This is a genomic window from Lysinibacillus sp. FJAT-14222 (assembly GCF_001278875.1).
Classification (GTDB): domain Bacteria; phylum Bacillota; class Bacilli; order Bacillales_A; family Planococcaceae; genus Lysinibacillus; species Lysinibacillus agricola.
The window spans coordinates 1-21,917 of sequence record NZ_LIYL01000058.1 but is presented as its reverse complement, the minus strand read 5'-3'; the positions used below and the strand labels follow the sequence as shown (position 1 = coordinate 21,917).

At 33.4% G+C, this 21,917-nt stretch carries 24 protein-coding genes and 1 pseudogene; 24 read left to right on the top strand and 1 reads right to left on the bottom strand.

The genetic code is table 11. The annotated features are described in order from the left end of the window. Positions 1-99 precede the first annotated feature (99 nt). From AN161_RS23670 to AN161_RS23590, 18 genes are all read left to right on the top strand, one after another. A complete protein-coding gene (locus tag AN161_RS23670; RefSeq protein WP_053596772.1) occupies positions 100-741 on the top strand; it encodes a hypothetical protein in 642 nt (213 codons plus the stop codon). Between the two features lie 59 nt (positions 742-800). Beyond that, positions 801-1,049, top strand: a complete 249-nt coding sequence (locus tag AN161_RS23665) for a hypothetical protein (protein WP_053596771.1) — start codon at positions 801-803, stop codon at positions 1,047-1,049. 4 nt (positions 1,050-1,053) lie between these two features. After that, the gene (locus AN161_RS23660; protein WP_053596770.1) at positions 1,054-1,488 is read left to right on the top strand and encodes a hypothetical protein; all 435 of its coding nucleotides are present in this window, start codon (positions 1,054-1,056) and stop codon (positions 1,486-1,488) included. Positions 1,489-1,608: 120 nt separating this feature from the next. Then, entirely contained in the window at positions 1,609-2,376 is a 768-nt protein-coding gene (locus tag AN161_RS23655; protein WP_053596769.1) for a 3D domain-containing protein, read from the top strand. Between the two features lie 224 nt (positions 2,377-2,600). Continuing rightward, the gene (locus tag AN161_RS23650; RefSeq protein WP_143115052.1) at positions 2,601-2,822 is read left to right on the top strand and encodes a hypothetical protein; all 222 of its coding nucleotides are present in this window, start codon (positions 2,601-2,603) and stop codon (positions 2,820-2,822) included. Positions 2,823-3,153: 331 nt separating this feature from the next. Continuing rightward, on the top strand, positions 3,154-3,432 hold the full coding sequence (locus tag AN161_RS23645; RefSeq protein ID WP_053596767.1) for a hypothetical protein: 279 nt from the start codon (positions 3,154-3,156) through the stop codon (positions 3,430-3,432). A gap of 176 nt (positions 3,433-3,608) precedes the next feature. Then, the gene (locus tag AN161_RS23640) at positions 3,609-3,944 is read left to right on the top strand and encodes a deoxynucleoside kinase (RefSeq protein WP_158003093.1); all 336 of its coding nucleotides are present in this window, start codon (positions 3,609-3,611) and stop codon (positions 3,942-3,944) included. 53 nt (positions 3,945-3,997) lie between these two features. After that, positions 3,998-4,246: a glutaredoxin domain-containing protein gene (locus AN161_RS23635; protein WP_053596765.1), complete on the top strand. Its 249-nt coding sequence runs from the start codon at positions 3,998-4,000 to the stop codon at positions 4,244-4,246. A gap of 51 nt (positions 4,247-4,297) precedes the next feature. Then, positions 4,298-5,569 carry a ribonucleotide-diphosphate reductase subunit beta gene (locus AN161_RS23630; protein ID WP_053596764.1) on the top strand — a complete coding sequence of 424 codons (1,272 nt, stop codon included), beginning with the start codon at positions 4,298-4,300 and terminating at the stop codon, positions 5,567-5,569. Between the two features lie 73 nt (positions 5,570-5,642). Then, positions 5,643-7,319 carry a ribonucleoside-diphosphate reductase subunit alpha gene (locus tag AN161_RS23625; RefSeq protein WP_198926937.1) on the top strand — a complete coding sequence of 559 codons (1,677 nt, stop codon included), beginning with the start codon at positions 5,643-5,645 and terminating at the stop codon, positions 7,317-7,319. A gap of 35 nt (positions 7,320-7,354) precedes the next feature. Then, positions 7,355-7,855 (top strand): hypothetical protein, encoded by a 501-nt coding sequence (locus AN161_RS23620; RefSeq protein ID WP_053596762.1) that lies wholly within the window; start codon positions 7,355-7,357, stop codon positions 7,853-7,855. Between the two features lie 57 nt (positions 7,856-7,912). Then, the gene (locus AN161_RS23615) at positions 7,913-8,191 is read left to right on the top strand and encodes a hypothetical protein (RefSeq protein WP_053596761.1); all 279 of its coding nucleotides are present in this window, start codon (positions 7,913-7,915) and stop codon (positions 8,189-8,191) included. Between the two features lie 29 nt (positions 8,192-8,220). Continuing rightward, complete coding sequence (locus AN161_RS23610) at positions 8,221-8,574, top strand: hypothetical protein (protein WP_053596760.1); 354 nt, start codon at positions 8,221-8,223, stop codon at positions 8,572-8,574. A 71-nt stretch (positions 8,575-8,645) separates the two neighbouring features. Beyond that, entirely contained in the window at positions 8,646-9,509 is an 864-nt protein-coding gene (locus tag AN161_RS23605; protein WP_075807337.1) for a thymidylate synthase, read from the top strand. Between the two features lie 30 nt (positions 9,510-9,539). Further along, complete coding sequence (locus AN161_RS23600) at positions 9,540-9,845, top strand: hypothetical protein (protein ID WP_053596759.1); 306 nt, start codon at positions 9,540-9,542, stop codon at positions 9,843-9,845. A 129-nt stretch (positions 9,846-9,974) separates the two neighbouring features. Further along, the gene (locus tag AN161_RS23595; RefSeq protein ID WP_053596758.1) at positions 9,975-10,514 is read left to right on the top strand and encodes a dihydrofolate reductase; all 540 of its coding nucleotides are present in this window, start codon (positions 9,975-9,977) and stop codon (positions 10,512-10,514) included. Next, positions 10,492-10,659, top strand: coding sequence for a hypothetical protein (locus AN161_RS29955; protein ID WP_158003092.1), 168 nt, complete (start codon positions 10,492-10,494; stop codon positions 10,657-10,659). Before AN161_RS23595 ends, AN161_RS29955 begins: the two co-directional genes overlap by 23 nt. 107 nt (positions 10,660-10,766) lie before the next feature. Continuing rightward, positions 10,767-12,590: a recombinase family protein gene (locus AN161_RS23590; RefSeq protein WP_053596757.1), complete on the top strand. Its 1,824-nt coding sequence runs from the start codon at positions 10,767-10,769 to the stop codon at positions 12,588-12,590. Here the strand turns inward: AN161_RS23590 and AN161_RS30805 are convergent. Next, a pseudogene (locus tag AN161_RS30805) lies at positions 12,485-12,736 on the bottom strand (radical SAM/CxCxxxxC motif protein YfkAB); the annotation flags it as partial. The gene AN161_RS23590 and the pseudogene AN161_RS30805 overlap by 106 nt on opposite strands. A gap of 266 nt (positions 12,737-13,002) precedes the next feature. On the opposite strand from AN161_RS30805, the gene AN161_RS23585 reads away from it, so the two are divergent. The 6 genes from AN161_RS23585 to AN161_RS23560 all read left to right on the top strand — a co-directional run bounded on the left by AN161_RS23585 (position 13,003) and on the right by AN161_RS23560 (position 21,353). After that, positions 13,003-13,707, top strand: coding sequence for a YjjG family noncanonical pyrimidine nucleotidase (locus AN161_RS23585; protein WP_053596756.1), 705 nt, complete (start codon positions 13,003-13,005; stop codon positions 13,705-13,707). A 375-nt stretch (positions 13,708-14,082) separates the two neighbouring features. Then, positions 14,083-14,709, top strand: a complete 627-nt coding sequence (locus AN161_RS23580; protein ID WP_053596755.1) for a 50S ribosomal protein L25/general stress protein Ctc — start codon at positions 14,083-14,085, stop codon at positions 14,707-14,709. Between the two features lie 177 nt (positions 14,710-14,886). After that, positions 14,887-16,125, top strand: a complete 1,239-nt coding sequence (locus tag AN161_RS23575) for a DUF2399 domain-containing protein (protein ID WP_053596754.1) — start codon at positions 14,887-14,889, stop codon at positions 16,123-16,125. After that, on the top strand, positions 16,104-17,528 hold the full coding sequence (locus AN161_RS23570) for a hypothetical protein (RefSeq protein WP_241774633.1): 1,425 nt from the start codon (positions 16,104-16,106) through the stop codon (positions 17,526-17,528). The genes AN161_RS23575 and AN161_RS23570 overlap by 22 nt, the downstream gene beginning before the upstream one ends. Continuing rightward, positions 17,470-18,150: a hypothetical protein gene (locus tag AN161_RS23565; RefSeq protein ID WP_053596753.1), complete on the top strand. Its 681-nt coding sequence runs from the start codon at positions 17,470-17,472 to the stop codon at positions 18,148-18,150. The genes AN161_RS23570 and AN161_RS23565 overlap by 59 nt, the downstream gene beginning before the upstream one ends. Further along, a complete protein-coding gene (locus AN161_RS23560) occupies positions 18,147-21,353 on the top strand; it encodes an AAA family ATPase (RefSeq protein ID WP_053596752.1) in 3,207 nt (1,068 codons plus the stop codon). Before AN161_RS23565 ends, AN161_RS23560 begins: the two co-directional genes overlap by 4 nt. The last annotated feature ends 564 nt before the right edge of the window (positions 21,354-21,917 follow it).

Genomic DNA, 21,917 nt, shown 5'->3' with positions numbered 1-21,917 from the left:
CCTCAATAATACACGATTTCGCGTACGATGTTTTTATTTTTCTAAAGTGTTCAACTTGATTCTACTATTCGCCAAAATTAAAAAGGATGGTAATTTATAATGAAAAACATTTTAGTAATTGCAGAAAATTCGAAAGTGATTCAAGAAGTGATAAATCAAGTGAAATTGAATGTACCTCGTGAAAAATTATATCAAGTCAGTAGCAGTAGATATGAAGCAGAAATAACTGGGGCAGACTTCAAACTTAGAGTTGTTTTAAAAGATAGCAAGAATGACGAGTTTGCTTATGATGAGATTTATGAATATACATTTAATTCATTATTAGAAGTACAACTGTTTGGAGCAGTAAAAGCATTGGTAAAGAGATTATCGCCTGAAGAATCTCCAATAACTATTATTGGACAATTCATCTCTAAATTTGAAAGTGAAAATCCTGTTAAGGTTAAAAAAGAATTTAATATTTCCTCTATTCCATTACAATTACTAACGAAAGTAGACACTGGAACTACGAATAAGGAAATTGATTATATTTTATCAACAATTAGAAGTATCAACAATGAGGGTTTCTATATAACAAGTAAAGAAGGATCAGAACTGTCTCGTATAGAAAGTTTACTTGAAGATAGAATCAAAGAAAGCTTAAAAGATGGAGATTATAAAACATTGGAAAGTAGTGTTCGATTATTACAACGGATCAAGGATGCTTACCGTAAGGTTAAATTATCTTGCAGCATCGGATAATCACCTTAAATAAAAACCATTTATTATTTAAGATAATACATAAAATAAGGAGTGGTTTTATGAAATATAATAAAAAATGGAATATATTTTGGGTAATTATTTTTGCAAGTTGTACTGTAACCGTACCTATTGAGTTGTTTAATGTATTTATTAAAGGTGAAAATATTCCAAGATACGAATTTGCAATATATGGGATAACTTTTTTCTTCTCTGCAATAGGATTACTCTTTGGAGAATTAGAAAAGTATTATCACAATAAAACTATTCGTTTACAGAAAGAAATTGAAACATTGGACGATAAGGAGTGATTATATGACAATAATGAACATTTTAACAGCAGATGATCTGTCTTATGTAAAAGTAGAAATTAAGAACGTTTCAGTAAAGTATTATACATATGATGAAAATATTTCAGAGCAACTATATTCACGCTTTAAGTCGGATACACCTTCAAAGGTTATCTTCGGTTCAGATAATGAGTATACGCAATCATTTATAAAGCAACTTTATAATAATGGGTTTTATCTATCTGAAAATGGTGATGTAATTAAAATTGAGGATAGAAAAGTATGCTACAACACTTTAGAACAAGCAATTGAAGACGAATTAGGATGCTTTACATTAGAGATTAATGATGAATATGATGCTGAAAATACTCAAAATGTGTTATTGAAAAGTGGATATATCATTTCATCTAAAGTTGTAGATGGTAAATCACATATTACAATTTATGACAAGGTAAAGTAGATAATAAAAAAATACATAAAACGAAAGGTAGGGAGTTTATTTCTGCAAGAGAAGCGCACAATATTTGATTGTCGTTAAGAGCTTCAAATGAGACAAGTTTTGTAGAGAATAAGCGAACAAATGAACAAACTAACTAAATCTTTAAAAGTACCAACTATTATCACATGTACAATAGCATGGGCTTGGTTTTTATCACATGATATAGAAGATGATAATAAAGGAGGTACATCAGAATCATCAAATGCTATTAAACGTATGGAGGAAATTAAAAAGAATTCAATCGTTTATCAAGTTGAATCATTCCATAAGGAATATGAGCGTTTGAAAGAGGAGGAAAGAAAAAAGTTAGAGGAGTTAGAACGTCAACGCTTAGAGAAATTAGAACAAGAAAGACAGGTTAAACTTGAACAAGAACGATTGGCTAGGATTGAAAGGGAAAGACAATTAGCTGAAGCCAAGAGAATAGAAGAAGCTAAAAAAGCTGAACAAGTACGAGTAGCGCAAGTAGAGGTAAGAAAGAAACAGCAACAGATAGAGACAGGAAAACAACAACAGATTATTAGTAGAGGCAGTAGTGAAAATGCAAATAGCAAATCTTATTATGATGTAACCTTCTATACAGCAGGAGTGGAATCGACAGGAAAGGCTAGAGGTGACAAAGATTACGGCTTAACCGCAAGTGGAACTACAGTTTATGAAGGACGAACAGCTGCATGTCCCAAGTCAATTCCATTTGGAACTAAAATACATATTGAAGGATTTGGATATAGAGTGTGTGAAGATCGAGGTGGAGCAATTGTAAACGGACATTTAGACGTTTATGTAGACTCATTGTCTAAAGCAAGAAATTTAGGCAGACAAAAACTATTAGTTACAGTTTTAAATTAAAATAATACATAATAATTGAGTGGAGATTGATATTTCTTTCTCTGCTCAATTCTAAAGAAGGTGACAAGATGACATTTAGAAATAAGATAAAGTGGAATAAGCGAATTAGAAAGTTTAAATAGAAAATTAGAGATATGGTACTTAAAAAGCCATTTTATAAATACCTATACCATCATATTAAAGATGAATTTACCTATAACAATAAGACAGCAATTAGGTATTACATGAATGCAAATACTCTACGAGATGAATCATTTAAATATGAGTTAGAACTATACCATAAGATTTACTGTAGTGTATTTGAGATCAAATATTTAGAATGGTTATTCTTATATACAAAAGACTACATTTCAAATAAAATAAGAAAGTATCCAGATTTACAATTCATTTACGGTGAAGATGAATATGGATTATACTTTGAAGTAAGTTATACAGATGGTTATTAAAATTAAATAATAAAATACATAAAAATACTTGTAATTCGGAAATGTGATGTTATAATTAGATTATAAATAAGTAAAGGAGATGAGAGTATGAAGATCAGCGATTCAACATTAGAATATTATGGTTGCAAATTTGTTAATAGCAAGGTACGCGAGAAGGAAGGAATTACATTTGAAGAGTACCTTAAGCGAGAGCTAGGTGATTGAATTGGAAGACATTAAATAATTTGAAAAAGACTTAACATTTGTAAGGAACTTTTTAGAAAAGTTACCTAGAGAAGTAGCAAGCTTATCAAAAGTAATTAGTTGTAAGGATAGAGAACAAGAAGATTTATTGCATCACATTGAATTTGTTAAATTACCTGCAAATCAAGGATATACAGCATATCGAAAATTACATATTGTTCGTAACGAACGAAGACAAGCTAAGAATTTATATGAAATAGTAAAATTGACAAATGATTTGACTAAAGATAAGGTATCAGTTTCAACTTTAAGTACTGCTTTGGGTGAAGTAAGAAAGATAATTAATAGCAGCTCAAATAAGAAATATAAACCTAGAGAATTAAGTGATTTAAATTATGGAAACAATAATACATATAAAAATACATAATGATTGTGGTGGTAATTATAAATTATATTGTAGTTGGTACAGATTGTAGTGGAAAGACTAGTTTAGTTGAAATGTTATCTGACATTACAGAGTTTAAAGTAATGAAAGGATCAAGTTTTTCTCACTCGCAGTGTACTCAAGATGAACTGTTTAATAAGTTTTTAGAGTTTACTAAGATGGATAATGTAATATTTGATAGGTTCACTTTTTGCAATGAAGTTTACGCAGAAATGTATGACGATTTTGCAATGTTATCAGATGAACAACGAAGATACATAGAAAAAGAAATGAAAAATAAAGCAACAATCATCTATTTATATGCTGATGATGAAGTATTAGAGCAACGATTCAATTATCGCGGTGATGATTATGTAACATTAGATAAATTGAAATATGCTAAAGGTAAGTATGAGCAATCGTTAAGTAAAGTTAAAGATTTAGAAGTAGTACGATTTGATACAGGTAAGATGACAACTAAGGAAATTGTTGAGCATATTCTACTTACCTATTAATAAAATAAATACATAAATAATAAAAATATTGAATATGGAAAGAGGATGGTATTTTGAAAAATAAGTTAACATTAATTAAACGTTCAACACCAATGTGTCCAGATTGCAATAAAATGCAAATCATCTTAGAAGGAGAGGGCATTCCATTCGATACAATAGACATTGCTAAAGATGCAGAGGCGATTGAGAAGTATGGTTTATCAAGCGTACCAGTAATCCTAATAGACAGTGATGAAGGACAAGTAAAACTAAATGGAATTCAGCCAATTGAAGTTATCAAAGAACTCCTTGAAGAAGAATAAAAATTTCAATTAAAGTGAATCAATCAGATACATAAACAAGGAGGAAATAATTTGGCATTATCAAAAACAATTAAGAAGAGAGATAACTCAATAGTCGAATTTAAACTAGAGAAGGTTACTAATGCAATTAGCAAAGCAGGGAGGGAAACAGGAGAGTTTGACAGTGAAGAGTCAGAGGCACTTGCTCAAGATGTATTAGAAGCATTGAGTAAATCAAATGATGGAGAAAATGAATTGTCAGTTGAATATGTGCAAGATATTGTAGAAATGATTCTTCTTAATTCCGAGTATAAAATAACAGCTAAAGCGTATATCCTTTACCGTGAAAAGCGATCACAGGAACGAAAACCTGATATTTTCAAACAACGATTAAACTTGAAGCCATATGAGTATCCTCAGTTAAATGCATATAAAGAGGCTGTACAACATTCATATTGGCTACATACTGAATTTAATTACACATCAGATATTCACGATTATAAGGTTAATATTAGTGATAAAGAACGAAACGTAATCAAAAATGCAATGTTGGCAATTTCTCAAGTAGAAGTAGCTGTAAAAAACTTCTGGGGAGATTTACATAATCGAATGCCTAAACCTGAAGTTGGTGCTGTTGGAGCTATATTTGGAGAATCTGAAGTAAGACATAGTGACGCTTATTCACATCTACTTGAAATTCTAGGTTTAAATAGTGAGTTCGAACGAATTCAAGATATTCCTGCATTAGCGAATCGAGTAAATAGTCTAACACAAGCAGTTAAATATACTAAATCAGAAAGCAATAAAGATTTTACATTATCTTTAATCTTATTCTCACTGTTCATTGAGCATGTATCCCTGTTCTCTCAATTCCTAGTTATTATGTCCTTTAATAAGCATAAAAACATGTTTAAAGGTATGTCTAATGCAATCGAGGCAACGTCGAAAGAAGAACAATTGCATGGATTGTTCGGAATTGAGTTAGTAGATATTATTCGAAATGAAAATCCAAAATGGTTCAATGAAGATATGACAGCTAAAGTTTATGAAGCTTGTAAGAAAACATTCGAATCAGAGATGAAGGTAATCGATTGGATTTACGAAGATGGAGATTTAGACTTCTTACCTAAGAACGTCGTTAAAGAATTCATTAAAAATAGATTAAATAACTCGTTGAAGAGTACTGGCTTTGAACCGTTGTTCGATGTAGACATGGAATTAGTAGAACAAACTGACTGGTTTGATGATGAAATTATCGGAACTAAACATGTAGATTTCTTTGATAAACGCTCAGTAAACTATACAAAGCGTACTAGAAGTATTACAAGTTCAGATTTATTCTGATATAAGCGTAATTCATAACCTAAGCATGTTGTAAAACTGCTAATATACTTTTACTTAATAAGGGGAAATGTTAATGTCATTTAAATGGTTAAACGAAAATAGTAGAAAATTTTTAGAGGGCGGATACTTACCCGAAGGTGTAACTCCTGAGCAACGATTGAAAGACATTTCAAAACATGCAGAGAAAATTTTAGGAATTAAAGGGTTTTCCGATAAATTCTATGACTATTTATCTAAAGGTTACTATTCGCTTTCATCTCCAGTGTGGTCTAACTTTGGAACATCAAAAGGCTTAAGTATTAGCTGTTTCGGAAGTAATATCGATGATAATATGGCTAACATTTTATATACACACGGAGAAGTAGGAATGATGAGTAAATTTGGTGGAGGTACTTCTGGTTACTTTGGGAATCTCCGACATCGAGGTGCTGCTATCTCTGATAATGGCGAATCTTCAGGATCAGTTCACTTTATGAAGATGTTTGAAACTCTAATTGACGTTGCCAGTCAAGGAAATATTCGCAGAGGAGCATTTTCTCCATATTTACCTATTGAACACCATGATAGCGAGGAATTTTTAAAAATTGGATCAGAAGGAGATCCTATTCAAAAATTAACTCATGGAGTAACTGCTACTGATAAGTGGATGAAAGAAATGATTGCAGGGGATACTGAAAAACGTTCACTATGGGCTAAGGTTATCCAGAGTCGCGTTGAAAAAGGCTATCCATATATTTTCTTTACAGATACAGTAAATAACCATACAGTAGATGTATATAGAGATAAAGGCTTAAGAATCAATCACTCGAATCTATGTTCAGAAATTAGCTTACCAAATAATGATAATTGGTCATTCGTATGTTGCTTATCTTCCATGAATCTACTATATTTTGATGAATGGAAAGATACTGACGCAGTCGAAACAATGACTTATTTCTTAGATGCAGTCATTTCAGAATTTATTAGTGACTTAGAGGTAATGCGAGACTCAGAAGATGCTGAAAAACGTAATGCATTTACATATATGGAGAGAGCATATAACTTTGCTAAAGATAACAGAGCCTTAGGACTTGGTACACTTGGTTATCATTCATATTTACAATCTAACATGATTCCATTTGAAAGTGTTGAAGCATCTCAATTGAATGTTCGTATTGCTCGTATTTTACAAAAGAAATCACTGAAAGCTTCAAAAGAATTAGCTAAATTATTTGGAGAGCCAGAAATTTTGAAAGGTTATGGTCGTCGCAACTCTACGCTATTAGCGATTGCACCCACTACAAGTTCAGCGTTTATCTTGGGACAAGTAAGTCAGTCGATTGAGCCTGTATGGTCTAATATTTATGTAAAAGATGTAGCAAAAGCAAAGGTGACTATTCGTAATCCGTACTTAAAGAAAGTCTTAGAGTCTTACAATAAAGATGACCGAGAAACATGGATTAGTATTCGAAACAATGATGGTTCGGTACAACATTTGAATTTCTTATCTGACCATGAAAAAGAAGTATTTAAGACGTTTAGTGAAATTGACCAGTATGTAGTTTTAGAACAAGCTGCATTACGTCAACAGTATATCGATCAAAGTCAATCATTGAATATCATGGTTAATCCAAAAATGTCAGCTAAGGAAATCAATGATTTACACATTTTCGCATGGAAAAATAAAATTAAAACTTTATATTACCAACATAGTACAAATGCTGCACAACAATTTAGTAAAGATAAATTATGTACTGCTTGTGAAGCGTAGTTTAATAAATACATAAACAAAGGAGAAGTTACAATATGAATTCAAACGACACGTTATTTTTCGCAAAGGTTAAAGAAGATGCAGTTATCCCAACAAAACGAAAGGAAGATGGATGTTATGACATCTATGTATTATTCAATGAAGATGAAGTAGTAATTAAGCCACATGAAATTGTTACATTTAATACAGGAATCGCAACAGCAGTAAGCTACAAATACCGACTAGACTTTAAACGTGAACGTGGTTCAACAGGATCAATTGGTTTAGTACCTCGATGCGGTCAGGTTGATAGTGGTTATCGAGGAGAAGTATTCCTGAAGCTACAAAATACAACTAATAAAAATATTGTAATTTCTAAGTTAGTAGAAGATAAAGTTGAAACTGATACAGAAGTTAAATATCCAATTACTAAAGCAGTATGCCAAATGGCAGTTGAAATTGTTCCAGAAGTTAAAGAAGAGGTAATTACTTATGAGGAATTGTTGAGCATTCCATCTGAACGAGGTACGGGTGCATTAGGTAGTAGTGGAAAGTGATAAATAACCTTCAATAAATCATGGATACTATTTAAACTTGAAAAAGGAGTTAATACTATGGGATATGAGTTTACTCATTCAGAAGAAAACACGATTAAAAGTATTGCAGTAAAACTAATTGATTCAACTAAAAATGACACTGACCTAAATCTAACAGATGAAGAATTGCTCATGGTTCGTAAGATGGCTATATTACATCAAACAGATGATAGTTTGCTAGTGAATACATGGACGAAAGCCAATTCAAACATGAATGAAGATGAGGCAAAATATACATTAGATTTAATGTTGAGTAATATGAAATGGAAATATTTTGATGCAAGTAAATTGAAATAAAAAATACATAATTAAAGGAGTATGATCTTATGATGAAATCACGTAAAGAACGCAAGTTAGAAGCTAAGCAAAACGGAGTACAATTTGTACCTCAATATAATGGAAATGGTGCAGTATCATTTGAGGATTTTTATGGATTAGGTAATGAGCGATTTAATAATAAATTTGTAAAGTTTGATAAGAAAGTTGAAGAAAAGATTGCAGATGAATTTATTGATTCTTATAAAGAACATGTTCAAGAACGTCTAGTTGAGATTGATAAAACTGACTCAAATAATAACAATGAAGGAAAGATTGAAGTAGATGAAACTGAATTAGTAGTAGAGCAACCTAAAAAGAAGGGTAAGTTTAAAAAAGTTATGAAGAAGCTTTTTAATAAATAAAATACATAACTTAATATGGGAGTGGATTTATTTCTGCTCTCATTAATTTTTATACATAAGGAGAGTTTAGGTTGACAGAATTAAATAAAGCAGAAAAGTATCTGATTGAAAACTTAACTAGATTGGCTAATGAAGGATGTATGGATGATAATCCTAGACCAAAATGGAAAGATGGAACTCCTGCATATAGCGCATTTATCAGTCCAGTATTTGAAACATATGATATTTCAAAAGGTGAGACTCCTATTACAGAATTACGTCCAATTGCAATTAAAAGTGCCATTAGGGAAATTGAATGGATTTATAAGGAGCAAAGTAACGATTTGAAGCTTCTACGTGACAATTACAATATTAACTGGTGGAATGATTTTGATATCGGAGACGATTCAATCGGTATTAGATATGGTGCAACTGTAAAGAAACATGACTTAATGAACAATTTATTAGACGGTTTAATGAATAACAAGTTTGGTCGTAGACATATCTTATCAATGTGGCAGAATGAGGATTTTAAGGAATCAGATGGCTTGAACCCATGTTGCTACCAAACTATGTTTACAGTAAGAAAAGTAAAAGATGATTTCTTTTTAGATATGACATTAACATCTCGTAGCAGTGATTACCTAACAGCAGGACACATAAATAGGATGCAATATTTAGCGTTTCAAATGATGATAGCTAAACACACTTCAATGAAAGTTGGTAAGTTTAATATGCTAACTCAAAACCTCCATGTCTACGACAATCACTCTGATAACGCTATAGAAATGTTAAAGCGAGTAGAAGAATTAAAATCTAGAGAAGTTCAATCTCAACCTAAGTTAATTCTAAATGTCCATGACGGTACTAATTTTTATGACATTTCAGAAAAGGATTTTGAGTTGATTGATTATAACCCAATCTTGCCACAACTTAAATTTGAATTAGCTGTGTGATTATACAAACAAAAAAGGAAGTAGTGTTAATTGATAATTAATGAATGGACAGTCAATTCTTACTTATGGACAGTTGTAGTAGCAGTTTTATTATTAATGATAATAATTCCAGTGAGTGTTTATTTTAAAAATTATACTAATTCAAAAATAAATATATGCATAGGTATAGGAATATTAGTTTTTGCAGTAATAGTGTCTTCATTGTCAACAAAAGAAAAACATATCTACTACAATTACAAAGACTACAGTGAGGTAGAGCAATTAGAATCTGATGGATGGGAAGTGGTTACTGTATATGATAACAAGAAAATAATTCATGCCAAGAAAGGTAAATAAAAAAAGTGAGATGCCTATAAGACACTCACTCATACGTGACTTAGAAGTGAATCAGGTAAATTCGGTTTAGTCACATCTTGATTTTACTATCAAGTCACGTATTAAGTCAATGAAAAGCAGGAGGATTTCATGGTAATCAATATCATAGCAGCAATTAATAAAACGAACTCTATAGGTAAGAATGGACATTTACTACATAGAATTAAAAAAGATATGGATCGTTTTCGAAAACTTACAACTGGCAACAATGCACATCCTAATATTTGCTTGATGGGCAAAAATACATTTTTAGAATTAGATAAATCTCTAGATAAACGTATCAATGTCGTTTTAACTTCAAATAAGAAGTTTAAAGCACCTAAAGATGTTATTGTAGAATCGTCATTTGATAAAGTATTGAATCATTATCTACATAGTGGAAGCCAAGACAAGGATTTATGGATTTGTGGTGGAGAAAAACTGTTTGAACAAGCGTTACCATTCTCAGATAAAGTTTATATTACATATATTCATGATAATAAAAAGGGAGACAGGTACTTTCCTTATGAACAAGTTAAGCAACAATTTAAAATAATACATAAAGAAGAACACGAAGAAAATGGATTGAAGTTTGAATTTATTGATTATGTAAGAAAGGATGATTTTAATGGGGAAAATGAAAAATTTTGATGACTTAAAGGTACGAAGTATTCCTTCTGTCAAAGCTGTTGAGTTTGATTATAGTGATGAGGCTAAAAAAAATAGAGAGCAATTAGAAGATAATATCATAGATTTATTCGTATCTTACTTTAAAAATAATACATATAGAAATTAATATAGAAAAAATCAAGAGATACTTCGGTCATTTCTTGATTTTTTTGCTAGTTGTTATAAAATATAATCAATGGTTATAGAAAATATAAATATGGAGGTCGTCTATTAATGAGTTTATTTTCAACTAAAAATAAATACAACAAAACATCAAAGAATACTGATGTCATCGAACAAAATACAATATCAATTGGCGTACTAATTCGAGTATCTACTGATATGCAAGTTGAAGAAGGTGACTCACTAGAGATGCAAATGGATCTTGCAAACAATCACGCAAAACAAATTAAAGGTTTGATATATAAACCTTATATTGAAGAGGGAGTATCTGCTAGGAAGGTAAGGATTGAAAATCGAAATATTATTCAAGAGTTAATGCAAGATATAAGAGATGGAAAAGTTAATTATGTCATTGCTTATAAGCGAGATAGAATGTTTCGTAACACAATGGAGTATATAGGATTCCTTCAATTTTTAGCAGATTACAACGTGGAAATCTATCTTTCTGCATCTGGTGAACAACAAGTAGACTTAGAGGCGTTTAAATTCGCAGGAGCATCTAAAATGATGGAAGTTGTCATGTCTATGGTTGCAGAAATGGAAAGTGCTACAACTGCAACTCGTGTGTCAGATACCATGTTAATGAAAGCTAAAAAAGGTGAATTTACAGGTGGAAGTGCGCCAATTGGATATACATTTGGTAAAGGACAATATAAATTAGAATTATTACCAAGAGCAAAAAAAGTAATTGAATTAGTAGAAGAACTATATTTAGAAGGAATTGGAATGCTCTCAATTGCAAAATATCTTAATGGTGGAAAAATAAGAGGCAAAGAACAACTAAAAGAACCGATATTGAAGCCAATACGAATAGAAGAATCTACCGTTGAAGAATGGAATCATAAAAATATTCATACGATATTATTTAATCCAATTTACACAGGTCATTTTTCGTATGAGAGTAAAATGAATCCAGATTTAGATCGTGTAATTGAGAGGTCTGAATTAATTGAAGTTTGTCGCACAGAAGAGAAACAGAAGAAGATTAATAGTGCCTATGAAAAAAGAAAATCAGGCGTAAGTGAAAGGGTGACATTAAATACTCAATTTCTATTATCAGGGTTAGTATATTGTTCTGAATGTGGAGAGCGAATGACTGTTATTACATCTCAACCTAAAAATGCTAAAAAACAGTTTTCCTATTACACTTGCCGAAATAAACGTTCATCAAAAAAAGATAATTGCCAACACAATACTTTATACAGAAAGGAAGTATTAGAGAAAATTGTTGTCGATATAGCTAAAGAAAAAATTCAACATTTGATTAAACCAGATATGATAGAAACAATTAAACTGAAATTAGAAGCTGATAAGTTCACTTATTCATCAGAGGCAGACAAAGTAAAAAAGGATATCGATAAACTACAAACAAAGTTAGATAACATTACTGAGCTTGTATCCGAATTAGATGACGACTTAGATTTACAAATTGTTTATTTAAAAAAACAAAAAGATATCTTACATGAATTGAATGATATGAAAGAATTTTATTCAACATTAGAAGAAAAATCTATTCAAGATCAAGACAACTCTTTTAACCTTGAGGAATTCATGGGATTGGCAGTTAAGTTTGGACATGCATTTGACAGTGCTCCGATAGGTGTGAAGAAGCAAATGCTGAACAATCTATTCTCAGATATTTATATTAATAAAGGCGGGGACATTCGTATGATGCTTAAAGTTGGGTTATCCGACATTAAAGGTGGCAAGGCTAGTAATGACGGCGCTTCAGATGACTTAAATGAAGTTATATCTTCTATAATGGGGCGTTCTCCGCCAGTAATCGAGATTGTTTTAAGGTGTGGAATTTCATCTAAACGCTTCGTTAACAAGTCGATTGGTAATGCTTCAGGGTCTTTATTTTGCAATGTATAACCTACTGCGCAGTGAGCACAGCGCATATTACAAAGTGTTGTTGTTGTAAATTCAATATTGGATAGTGTCATATGCCCATGTTGTTCAACATCTAAGTACGCTTCCCATGGATCCAAGACAGGCGTAATTTTTTGTAAGGTCGTCATATTTCGTACATCTTCCTTTCTAGCATTCTATTGTCTCATATTCGCTAATAATTTCAAATATGAAATTGTCGAAAGGGCTATTTTTAGGTCAGATGATCATTTTTATTACCCAATTAAGGAAATATATTTAACAACTTTCTTCGTAAGACATTTCCCAAAATTCTGTAAACTGGAGAAATAGGTATATTTACTGTCATTTTTTAAAAAAAACGTTATGATAGAAGGAGCAAAATGGTAAAACAGCACCAGAGAAAGTAGGGAATGACATGACTAAGTATGAAACATTATTGTTTGACGTGGATGACACATTATTAGATTTTGATTTAGCAGAAAATGCAGCACTTGACCGTTTATTTAAACAGGAAAATATTGCAACAACTCCAACGATGATTGCGCGTTATAAAGAGATCAATGAGTCAATGTGGCGTGCTTTTGAACGTGGCGAGGTGTCTAAAAATACATTACATAACACTCGATTTTCGGTTGCGTTAAAGGAATTCGGCTTAGATGTAGATGGGGAGTACTTGGAAGCAGTCTTTCAAAAATATTTGAAGGAAGCACATCATTATGTTGATGGTGCCTACGAAGTAATCGAACAGCTTGCCGATAATTATGATTTATATGTCGTGTCAAATGGTAAAACAATGACTCAAAATAAACGACTAGAGGACGCAAATCTAGCTCCATTTTTTAAAGGCATTTTTATCTCAGAACAAACAGGCTATCAAAAACCAATGCCAGCCTTTTTCGACTATGTTTTTGAACGTATCGATGATATAAATAAAGATAAAACTATAATTATTGGGGATTCCTTGACATCGGATGTAAAAGGCGGACTACAAGCCGGAATTGATACATGCTGGTTTAATATACGTGATATTGAAAATACAAGCGATATTCAACCACAATATGAAATTAAAAAGCTTCATGATTTACATTTGTTGTTAGATAATAAAATTGCAATCCTATAAGTGCATGTCAGAACTACACTTCAGCCTGTTCGTAAGCCAGAACAGGCTGAAGTGTAGTTTTTAGATAGAACAATTCTCTAAAAATACGATATTTAACTTAGTTAAGAAGGGAGAAACGAGAGGAAGGGGAAAATCTCAAAGGCTGTATCGGCAGGATTGATAGGCATATCATTGGCCATTCCAATGCAGGCACATGCCTATTAAGAGCCAACCAACTATGTACATATTGAGAAAGCTCCACATTGTGCTTCAACCCACATTTAATGAAGAAACAAAAGATGTAGCCGGAGATCAGTATTTTAATAAAATGTATAAAAATTTATAGAACGGGCAAAACCTTTTATGAGACTAGTTTCCATGAAAGGGGAAAATACGATGAATACTGTTTTAACTGTAAAAAAACGCGATAAAGGGCGTCATTCATCATTAACTCAACTCAGACAGAAGGGTGCTATACCAGGCGTCGTTTATGGCTATCAAATGGAGTCAACGGCGGTATCACTAAATGCCAGACAATTTGCAAAAATGTTATCTGAATTCGGTCATAAAAGTGTTTTTCAATTAGATGTTGACGGTAAGCGGATAAACGCAGTACTAACAGAAGTACAACGCTGTGCGCTAAAGGGCAATGTTAAGCATGTAGATTTTAAATCCATTAATATGTCAGAGGAACTAGAGGTCGATATTCCAGTAACGGTTAGTGGTAATGCTATTGGAGTTGCCGATGGTGGATTCCTATTACAGCCTAATCGTGAAGTTCGAATAAAAGTAAATCCATCTGAAATCCCTGAAACAATAGAGGTGGATGTGACTGATGTAGCCATCGGGACATCACTTTATGTAGGAGATATTCGCGAAAAGTTTTCCTTTGAAATATTACAGGAAGATGACTATACATTGGTGACGATTACACCTCCTGCCGCTGAAAATGTGCAGGAAGACACAGTGGATGGGACCCCTGAAGTAATCGGGGGTACTGGGAAAAATACAGAGGAAGCTTAAAAAGAAAAAGACTACGTCAGAAATCAGATTGCCTGATGGATGATGTAGTTTTTTTATGATACGTTTTAGCAGATTATTTAGATGAGGTGTAACCCTTACTTCCTTATATAGGTAAAGTATATATACTGCATTCAAAAAACAAGTTTTGTATAATGGAGGGAGAAAGGGTGTGGTAGTATGATAGAACAATTTTTGGCTTCTAATTTTGTCAAAAATAGGGAGCACCTTGAAGTACCTCCAAAATATATTACCGATACAATTAAGCAGTATACGGTAGCGAAACAAACTGCACGAACATACCGCAATGTATCGTTTTTAAAGGTTGGTCAACTAACAAAAACAATGCCGCCGCAAGGGCTATTGAACTATAAATTCACAAAAAATGCAAAGCGGAAACTGTCAGAAGATTTTTCTACAATTCAGAGCTGGATTACGGAAGGCTGGATTATAGAGGAAATTGTTTTCGCGCAAGATGGACGTACCGCAAAAGCAATCCATTACCGGATTGGACCAAGTTTAAAGTACTATTTTGATGCACAGAACGAGCAGCAGACGCAAAAGTTAGAAAATTATGCATTGCAGTTACAAAAAAGTGCGGACATACAGCCAATAGAAGAACTTCAACAAGTTGTACAACAATTAAATGAACTTGTAGCAATGCCCATTGAAAAATTAACACATACGACACAGTTATTGTCCCATTGGTCGATTGAAAAACGATTACGTTTTTTACATTTTTCAATCGGCTTTTTCCAATTGGCAAATAAAGGCGTACTGTTTGATTTTAAAGAAATAGGTGCAACGCTTTTTGATAAGATTGGTGGCTCAAAAGTTTTCGACCGTGAGCAAAAAGAATTTATTGAAGAGCTAGAACGTGTTTTCTCTATTCAAACAAGCGATTGCGGTTTAATTAGTTTAGGGAAAATTACACCAGTCTTTTTTGCAGGTGAGTTAACGGGGACATTTAGCCAATATCAACAAGGTGTTATTCATGCATTAACCGATGATGCTATTTTAAAGGATACATATAAAACGGAGGCTAGTATTATTTGGCTTGTTGAAAATAGGGCAATCCTCACACGAATGGCGAAGGAAACTAGCTTTTTACAGTGTACAAATGCCTTTATTTTATGCTTAGATGGTCAAATAAGATCTGCGCATAAAATGTTGATTCGTCAACTAGTCACCACACAAACAGTAATTATTTGGACAGATTTTGATGTTGCAGGCTTAACAATAGCTAAGCATGCAGTACAAATGATTAATACACCGTATAAAATCATTGCTAGGGACAATCGGACTTTTTCTGATATCGAAGCCTATAAAAAATGGCTACTTGGCGAACTTGAAATAGCTGAGCACGAACAAGAGCAGCAATTAGGAGATGTAGAACAATGGATGAAATGGATACAGTAAAGCGTGCGCCAATCTCTATTTTTAATGTTGAATCAAACACAGCTGAGCTTAAAACATCAATGCGTGATATTGCATCATTGGCTGGAGTATTAAACGAGTTAGGGAGCCAGCAAATTTATGAATCACCACTTGAAATTTTACGGTTTCTGAATACGATTCAGCTTTTATATGAAGAGTCTTTAGGGTTAGCAGGCGTGATTGAGGATACAGAAATGCTGTATTATCGCTATCGCAATACATATATTGATGATGCCCCACCAACCATTAAACAACTTGAACACTTAATTTACATTTTGTCACGTAATAGCTGGCTCACAAAGCAAACGCGTCAAATAAAATTATTAGACCGTGGTAAACGGATGATGGATGCACTTATTCGACTTGCGAACGATTCATTAGCTTATTATTTACAGGATGATATTGGGCGTTCACTCTTCCAAGCACGACGAGATGCGGAGCTCAGTGCAGCCTATGATGATAATGGCATTTCAGGAGGCAATAAAATTGCATCTATGATTCACAATGTTGAAGATGCTATTCAAAAACTGGAACTTCGTCAATTAGAATTTTTTGCAGATCGAAATGCTTTGCCACAGCTTGAAATTATCCATCAGCTAATGCAGGAACTTGAAATAAAAATGCAAGAGCGACTTAGTCAGTTCCGAACAGTAGAAGAGAGCTTAGTAATGAGTGAATTAGTACAACGTGGGACAGCTGTTTTATCAAAGGGAACAGCGCTTAGTCTAGGAATGCTTACGAAATATATTCGCTTTGTAACGATGCAGGATACGCCTCTCTCTGATTCGATTTCACCAGAAAAGATACGTACATTTATAGTAAATATGTATAACCCACCAATCGATTCAAATATCCCAAATGCGTATGATTTATTTAGTTTTATGGAACAGGCACAGTATGAGGACGAGGAACTTGACGGTATTTGGATGCCAATTAAATTTGCTGCTCCAATAGGTGGGCAAGATATTGATGATGCTATTCACTATTTAGAAACCTATGAACCAAAAGTGAATGATCCAATTGAGACTGAGGCGGAAATCGATTTTGAAGAAACAATTGTTGAAGGTGAATCTGTTCAACAATTGTTTGATGATGCAGCTTGGCAAATGACGAAGGCAGTTATTAATACGGATATCATCGAACATTACTTAGACGTACACGGTGAAAGTGAGCTAGAGGAAGTGATGATTGAATCAAGCTCTGCGGAATGGGGAGATGCAATTCGTTCCCTTCTAGCTGTATCAGCTTTAACGAGTAAGCAAAAGGTAAATATGAAGGAAGTATTGGACACAAAACAATTCGATAAACGATGGGAGTGGGTAGAAGATGACGACAGACGATTTACATTACAACGACATAAACGCACAACTCGCGACAATGAGTAATTTACGTGCCTACTTATCGGCGGAGGAAGAGCTAGCATTCATGCAGTTATTATTTTCATCCTCTGCAAGTGTACTAGGCAGTAATTATGGTTTAAGACGCAAGGATCTGGAAAAGCTATTAAACATAAAAAATGATGACAAGGCTTTCTATTCTTTTATTGAACGTGTAAATGCAGCAGTGCATCGCTATTTTCGTGTAATTTATGATGAAAAAAGAACACGTGTGATCGTTATGATGCGAGTTTCTGCAAAGGATGCAAAGTCGACATTAAGCAAAGAGGCACTTGCCATTTTACTGTATATGTTTTATCAGCAGGAAGTACTAAATCATGAATATACATTAGTACAGCAAATATTAACAGATTTTGGACATGAGCTGTTAAATGCGAGTGCTAAATTACTGAAAAATATCGACCAACTGAAAAAAATCGGTGCAGTAGAAGAAAATGAAATTTCAAAAAATGAAAAAGCTTACTCGTTAACAGCGATTGGTGTTCATATATTTTCCGACTCGTTTTTACGAAGAACAGCCGAATTTGCTCAATCCACTCAGTTGAATAAAGAAGAAGTATTGAAATTTTTCAAACGCTATAATCTGTATATTCGGGAGGATGCACTATGATTCCCTATCGTCTGCAGTTTAGTGGTATACGTGACTATAAACCGACGCGCATCGTGTTTGGTGAAGCTGATGATCATATTCTAATCACCGGACCAAATGGAACAGGAAAATCAACTATTTCATTTTGCATGGGAGCGGTACTATATTCGTCAAAAATCGATTTAGAGGGCTTGCGTTCTAATAATTTACCAAGTAATCAAAAATGGAAAGCGATGGCGGAGCTAACCTTTAAAAATGAAGGGCCTTCTCGGATTGACGCAGCACCTTTTGTTTCATTTCGTTTAGTGATTGAGCAGGATGCAAATCGAGGCGCATTACAGCGTGAATATCAAGTCCTAACAGGAGAAACAGAGGATGCATTGACGGTCAGTGATATTTATCGTTCAGGTGATGTAAACCAACGTAATTTTACAACATATAAAGAAGATTTACAGTTTAAATATAAAATTGATTCAGATTTATTTTATTTAATTTGGTATCAGCAAGAAGTGAATCAGTTTGCTGTGATGGCGCCCGAAGAGCGTTTTCGTCGATTTAGTGAAATGCATAATATTACTGAAATTCAGCAATCGTGGGAAACGGCAATTGAAGGTGTTAAAGAGTTGGAACAAGAATTGGCAGCTGCAAAGACAGTTGTTAAGCAGGCTGAATTTAATTTGAAATTAGCAAAAGAAGAATTTGATCGTTTGAAAAATAATAAGGCTCGTTTATATGATGCAGGAAAAGCACATATCCTCTATACCATGACACTAGTCCAATTATACAACAATCAAAAGCAAGAACTTAAAGAAAAACAAAAGAAGCACACAGACATTCATCAAGATACAGAAGAAAAAATAATACAAATAAAGAAACAAATCGAAAAAGCAAAGCTCCTATTACAAGAGCTTCATAAAAAGCAACTGAAAATGGACGAGGAAAAGCGTTCAAAGTCAACATTGCTTGAGCAGTTATTCAAGAAACGAGAGACTCTGATTGCGACAGAGCAGGAATTAAAGGCGCAGCTTGTTCATACAGAAGAACAGCGTAAACAGCTTCGTTTTACAGAGGATGTAACAAAAGCGAATTTCAATGATGCACAGCAAAAACTAGCTATAATTGAACGGCAATATAAACAATTACAGCAGCAATTAATAAATTTGACTGTGCAAAAGGATGAGCTTAATGAAAATCGTTTAACCCTTAAATGGGAGCTAGAGGAAATCGAAAAAGCGGAACAGGAAGCAATCGCACTCCTAGCAGAGCATACGAGTGCTCACCAAGTACAACAAAAAATTACACATCTTGAACAGCAAATTCAGGATTATTATAAGAAAAAAGTTTCGTTAGAGCAGGCACTTGAAAATACAACAATTGAAATTACCCAACGTGAAAACAATCAAATATATTCTGCTCGTCAATTAGCGGGCTTACAACAATTCAAGCAACGAGATATCCCGGCTTATACATTCCGAGACTTAGTGACGTTAGCAGAAGGTGCCACAATAGAGCATGAAAATCGTTTAAATTCAATTAAATATACCATTTTCTATGATGCAAAAGTGAAAGTAGCGTTCAATGATGTGTATCATGTGTCATTGCGTTCAATTGTACCAGAGCGCTTCACCACTAGTTTACCAGCGCAAAAATTAGTTGTTCGACAAGGATTATCGGAAACAGAACAAAATTTTGCCGTAAAAGCATTATGGTGGGTGCAGCAATTTTTCGACATGCAAGCACCTAAAATCGAAGGCGATTTATTAGTAGACGAGAGTGGCTATCGAGGTGCACAAGAAAAAAATACAGTTATTTTAAATGATAAAATGCTGACAGAGCAGTTACACAAAATGCGCAAGCAAAGAACGCAGCTTGAAGTGCAGTTAACAGCAGCGACAACACAATTTAAAGAAAATCAACTCAACTTGCAAAAGCTAAATAGTATTATTAAGGATGTGCAGAAGGCAGAAGCAAGTGTTGTAGATGCCGAATTTAAGCATCATAAGCTACAGTACAAAGCAAAGCTGGACGAGCAGTTTGTAGCGCTTCAGAAGCAAGAAATCCAGATGACAACAGCTCTACAAAACGAGCAAGAGAAAAAAATAGCCATCCAATTTGAATTAGAAAAACTAAAAGCCGAGCTAGGTATTTATGAACAGCTTGGGGCTTTAAAGAAAGTGCAAGAACAGCTTGCTAAAACGAAATCAGAGTTAACAGAAATGAATCGTACTATTGATGAATCAAATAGCACAGTTAACCAATTGAAGGAAGAGAGCTACAAGCTTCATGATGTTTGTAGACAGAAGGAAAGTGATATTCGATCGCTTAAGCGTGATTTAACAGATGCGGAAAATGATGTGCAAGGTACGAAAAAGATGCTTGTCAAATATCAGGAAGAATTCGAAGTGGCAGAGGCCTCTATTTTGCAAGAACAACTTTGTTTGGAAGAGCTAGCAACAATTATTCCAGATATTTTTGCTGAAGTACAAGAAGTGCCTCTAGTAATAAATAGCACTGTGACAAAGCTGAAAAATGATAATACCACAGCCCGTATCAACTTTGAGAATGCGCGAGCTGAAAAAGTGAATCCAGAGGCGGAGCGTAATTATATTGCGGTAAAAGATGACTTTGACATAAAAAAAGAGACAGTAGATCAAACACAGGAATACTTAGAAATCCACAGAAATCGAGCATTAGAAAATGAGAATCGTCTTGAAACGACCATCAATATGAATGTTCTTAAAATTAATAATTTATTTTCGAAATATATGGATGAATTCCAATTTGAAGGAAAAATTGAATATGAACGTTTTGAAGATAAAAAAGGTCGTACGATTTTTAAATTGTATATTAAAGCACGGAAAATAGGTCATAGTGGCCGTTTAGAAGATGTTGGCACAAAGGCCAGACATGGTAAGCTTGGAAAAGGTGTGTCAGGCGGAGAAGAATCATTAAGCTCACTATTATTTGCACTAGCTTTGCTACAAAATTTAAATACTTCACCGAGCTTCATCGTCCTAGATGAGTTTGATAGTGCATTAGATGAGGAGCGGAAAGAAAAAGTGTTTGATTTATATGTAAACGAATTACAACGCAAGCTTATTATTTTATCTCCTAAGGCACATGATGACCATTATTATAATAAATTTTCAACTGTTGTCGTCGTCGAGCACGATTCAGCAGTTCCAATTAGTCGTACAAAAACGATTCGATTGCTCACGCATTAGATAAGAACCTGAGAATATATATAATAGGAGCACTTTTGATAGTATCCCCTTTAAGTAGAAAATGTTAAAAGAGCTACAGTAATCTGTAGTTAACATTTACTTAAAGGGGATTTTTGGATGCCTAGATAAAATCGTATAAAATGATTTTAAATTAGATGTTGTTCAGTCATATTTAGCTTCTATTGCCAAACGATTTGGCGCTCAAATGAAGAGGGGGGTAACTCCATAAGTGGTTCCTTGTTGTTTATTGTATAAACTGGGAATGGATTTGCGATAACGGAAATACATCACTACGTACATACCGAAAGTTGCTAAAAATAGCCAAGGTGGGATAAAACGCATGATGGCAAAGGGGGTCTCAAATACAAAAGAAAAAAAGAACGAAAAACCTTCTGTATCCCATAAACCTGGTGTATAATAAGCATCTTTTATATTGAAAAAATAAAAGTTGTCATTGGAATAACAAAACATTAACCATATAAAAGAGAACCTAGATTATTCATCAACATATACAAAATCCCACAGAAAAACTGACCTATCAGCTTTTCTGTGGGATTCTCTTTT